4 protein-coding genes are annotated in these 3,250 nt (G+C 63.8%); 3 read left to right on the top strand and 1 reads right to left on the bottom strand.

All coding sequences use genetic code 11. The features are described from left to right. The 3 genes from EOA29_RS30200 to EOA29_RS30190 all read left to right on the top strand — a co-directional run. Positions 1-429: TRCF domain-containing protein (locus EOA29_RS30200; RefSeq protein ID WP_348628924.1), on the top strand; the 429-nt coding region annotated here is incomplete at its 5' end. Between the two features lie 232 nt (positions 430-661). Further along, positions 662-2,035, top strand: coding sequence for a 3-deoxy-7-phosphoheptulonate synthase class II (locus EOA29_RS30195; RefSeq protein WP_126093506.1), 1,374 nt, complete (start codon positions 662-664; stop codon positions 2,033-2,035). A 191-nt stretch (positions 2,036-2,226) separates the two neighbouring features. After that, entirely contained in the window at positions 2,227-2,931 is a 705-nt protein-coding gene (locus EOA29_RS30190) for a hypothetical protein (protein ID WP_127222029.1), read from the top strand. A 9-nt stretch (positions 2,932-2,940) separates the two neighbouring features. On the opposite strand, the gene EOA29_RS30185 is transcribed toward EOA29_RS30190, so the two are convergent. Continuing rightward, positions 2,941-3,250: RES family NAD+ phosphorylase (locus tag EOA29_RS30185; protein WP_148669390.1), on the bottom strand; the 310-nt coding region annotated here is incomplete at its 5' end.

The following is a 3,250-nucleotide window of genomic DNA, read 5'->3' as shown; positions in this document are numbered from 1 at the left end:
GCGGTGATGATCCCTGAAAGCTATGTGCCGGACCTGCAACTCAGGCTCGCGCTCTACCGCCGCCTCGGCGACCTCGAGAGCACCGAGGAGATCGACGCCTTCGGCGCCGAGCTGATCGACCGTTTCGGGCCGCTGCCGGAGGAGGTGACGCACCTTTTGAAAATCGTCTTCATCAAGGCGCTCTGCCGCAAGGCCAATGTCGAGAAGCTCGACGCCGGACCCAAGGGCGTCGTCATTCACTTCCGCAAGCGCGAATTCCCCAACCCCGTCGGACTGGTCAGGTTCATCGGCGAGCAGGGGTCGCTGGCCAAGATCAGGGCCGATCACAGCGTCGTCTTCATCCGCGACTGGCCGAACGCAGAGAAACGCTTGGCCGGATCGGCAGTGGTGATGACGCAATTGGCGCGGTTGGTCGACAAAGCCGCCTAACGGCTTCGCCGCGGCGCTCTGGCAGGCGAAGGCATTCGCCACTGCTGAAATTCCCGTCTAGAATAGGAAATCGGCTTCGTGTAAGGAGCCGCGATCCTAGTCACAGGGTTTTGCGGGCGAGGGCCTGCTTGTTCGATTGACGCAATTCCGGATGGTGGGCACGGCGAAGTCGCCGAGCCTAAACGTTTCACACTTTCCGGGAATTGTTCTGAAAGGGCGTTTGGGTGCAGCGATGACGAAATGGTCGCCGAATTCGTGGAGAGCAAAGCCGATCAAGCAAGTTCCGGTCTATCCGGACCTTGCGGCGCTGGAGGTCACGGAAGCGCGGCTTGCCACCTACCCGCCGCTCGTTTTTGCCGGTGAGGCGCGCAAGCTAAAGAAGCAACTGGCGGCGGTCGCTGCCGGCGAAGCTTTCCTGCTCCAGGGTGGCGACTGCGCCGAGAGCTTTGCCGAGCATGGCGCCGACAACATCCGCGACTTCTTCCGCGTTTTCCTGCAGATGTCTGTCGTGCTCACCTTCGCCGGCGCGCAACCGGTGGTGAAGGTCGGCCGCGTCGCCGGCCAGTTCGCCAAGCCGCGCTCGTCCGACAGCGAGACCAAGGGCGGCGTAACCCTGCCGAGCTATCGCGGCGACATTATCAATGGCATCGAGTTCGACGCCAAGTCGCGCATCCCCGATCCGGCCAGGCAGGAGATGGCCTACCGCCAGTCGGCGGCGACACTCAATCTTCTGCGCGCCTTCGCGCAGGGCGGCTATGCCAGCCTGGAGAACGTGCATCGCTGGATGCTGGGCTTCGTCGCAGACAGCCCGCAAGGCGAAAAATACGAATCGCTCGCCAACCGCATCACCGAGACGATGGATTTCATGCGCGCGGTCGGCATCACGTCGGAAACCAATTTCGCGCTGCGCGAGACCGATTTCTACACCAGCCACGAGGCGCTGCTGCTGGGTTATGAAGAAGCGCTGACCCGCGTCGATTCGACCTCGGGCGACTGGTACGCGACCTCGGGCCACATGATCTGGATCGGCGACCGTACCCGCCAGCCCGACCATGCGCATGTCGAATATTGCCGAGGCATCAAGAACCCGCTCGGCCTGAAATGCGGTCCGTCGCTGACGCCGGACGGCCTCATGGAACTGATCGACCTGCTCAACCCCGAGAACGAGCCGGGCCGGCTGACGCTGATCGCGCGCTTTGGATCCGACAAGGTGGCGGAGCATCTGCCGAAGCTGGTGCGGGCGGTGAAGAAGGAAGGCCGCAACGTGGTGTGGTCGTCGGACCCGATGCATGGCAACACCATCGAGGCGGCCGGCTACAAAACGCGGCCATTCGACCGCATTCTCAAGGAAGTGCAGACCTTCTTCGAGGTGCATCGCGCCGAGGGCACGCATCCGGGCGGCATCCATGTCGAAATGACCGGCAAGAACGTCACCGAATGCACGGGCGGCGCCCGCGCCATTACCGCCGAGAATCTGCAGGATCGCTACCACACGCATTGCGATCCGCGCCTCAACGCCGACCAGGCGATCGAGCTCGCCTTCCTGGTCTCAGACCTCTTGAAGAAGAGCCATCCGGTCCAGCACAAGCAGGCCGCCAGCGCCTGAGCCAACTGCTGGCGATCGAACCCGGGCGCCGGAGCAAATCCGGCGCTCTTTTCGTTTGGGGCCGGCCCGGCACGGCGTTTCGCCAAAAACCTTACGAAAATTTATAGTTACGCGACCATCGCAAGACCAAGATTGAGGTGGAGGTGTCGCCGCCGCGGTCGAGAAACCGCGCACACGGCACAGGTTCCGCCATGCGTCACGAGCATGCCATCATCCATCACCGCGCGATCGACTTCTGGTCGGCGCGGGCGGCGGTGCTTGTCGTCATCTGCCTGCAGCTTCTGGTCATCAACGATCTGTCGTTCGGTCCGCGCTGGTTGGCGCCCGCGATCGAGGCGGCGCTGCTGGTGCCCCTGTCGGTCGCGACGGCCTGGACGCAGATGGCGACGCAGAAGGCCGTCGACCACGAACATTGGCACGCGATCGGCCGGTTCCGCGTCTTCATCCGCCGCACCGCCCTGGTCATGACCGGCGTCATCAGCATCATGAATTGCGGCTCGCTGGTCTTCCTGGTCAGGGCGCTGCTCGAAGGCCATGCCGGCGCCGGCACGACACTGCTGCTCGATGCGCTGAATATCTGGGTCACCAACGTCATCGTCTTCGCGCTGTGGTTCTGGAGCACCGATCGCGGCGGCCCGCCGACCTGCGGTCTGGTCAAGCGCGCGCATGCCGATTTCCTGTTCCCGCAGATGACGCTGCTAGACCGCGAGGTCCGCGACTGGCTGCCGGGCTTTGTCGACTACGTGTTTCTTGCGTTCACCAACGCGACGGCGTTTTCGCCGACCGACACCTTGCCGCTCACCCAACGCGCCAAGCTCCTGATGATGGCCGAGGCGATGATCTCGCTGCTGACGATCGCGCTGGTGGCTGCGCGTGCCGTGAACATCCTCGCTTAGGTCGAAACGTCAGTGGCCGCGCACCCAGCGCATGTTCGCCAGTCTTGGATCGGCAAAGGCTGTGCGCGAGAATTCGAGCCGCTTGTCGGGGAATTCGCAAATCGCCTGGACGCCGAGCGAGCCGATGCGGATGCGCCAGGTGTGAGGCTCGAGCGGCTTGGCCTTGGCAAAGCCCTTGCACGTCAGGAGCGCGATGTTGGCGCCCTTCGGATCGCGCGCCGAACGATAGCGGATCGCCTGCATCTCGGCCTCGCGCGCGACGTCGGCGATGGCCTGGCAGGCGGCATAGTCGGTCGGATGCGTCCAGACCCTCTCGTCG

The organism is Mesorhizobium sp. M1E.F.Ca.ET.063.01.1.1 (assembly GCF_003998155.1).
GTDB lineage: Bacteria > Pseudomonadota > Alphaproteobacteria > Rhizobiales > Rhizobiaceae > Mesorhizobium.
Note: the sequence above shows the minus strand (reverse complement) of the source record. Positions and strands in the feature narration are given on the sequence as shown.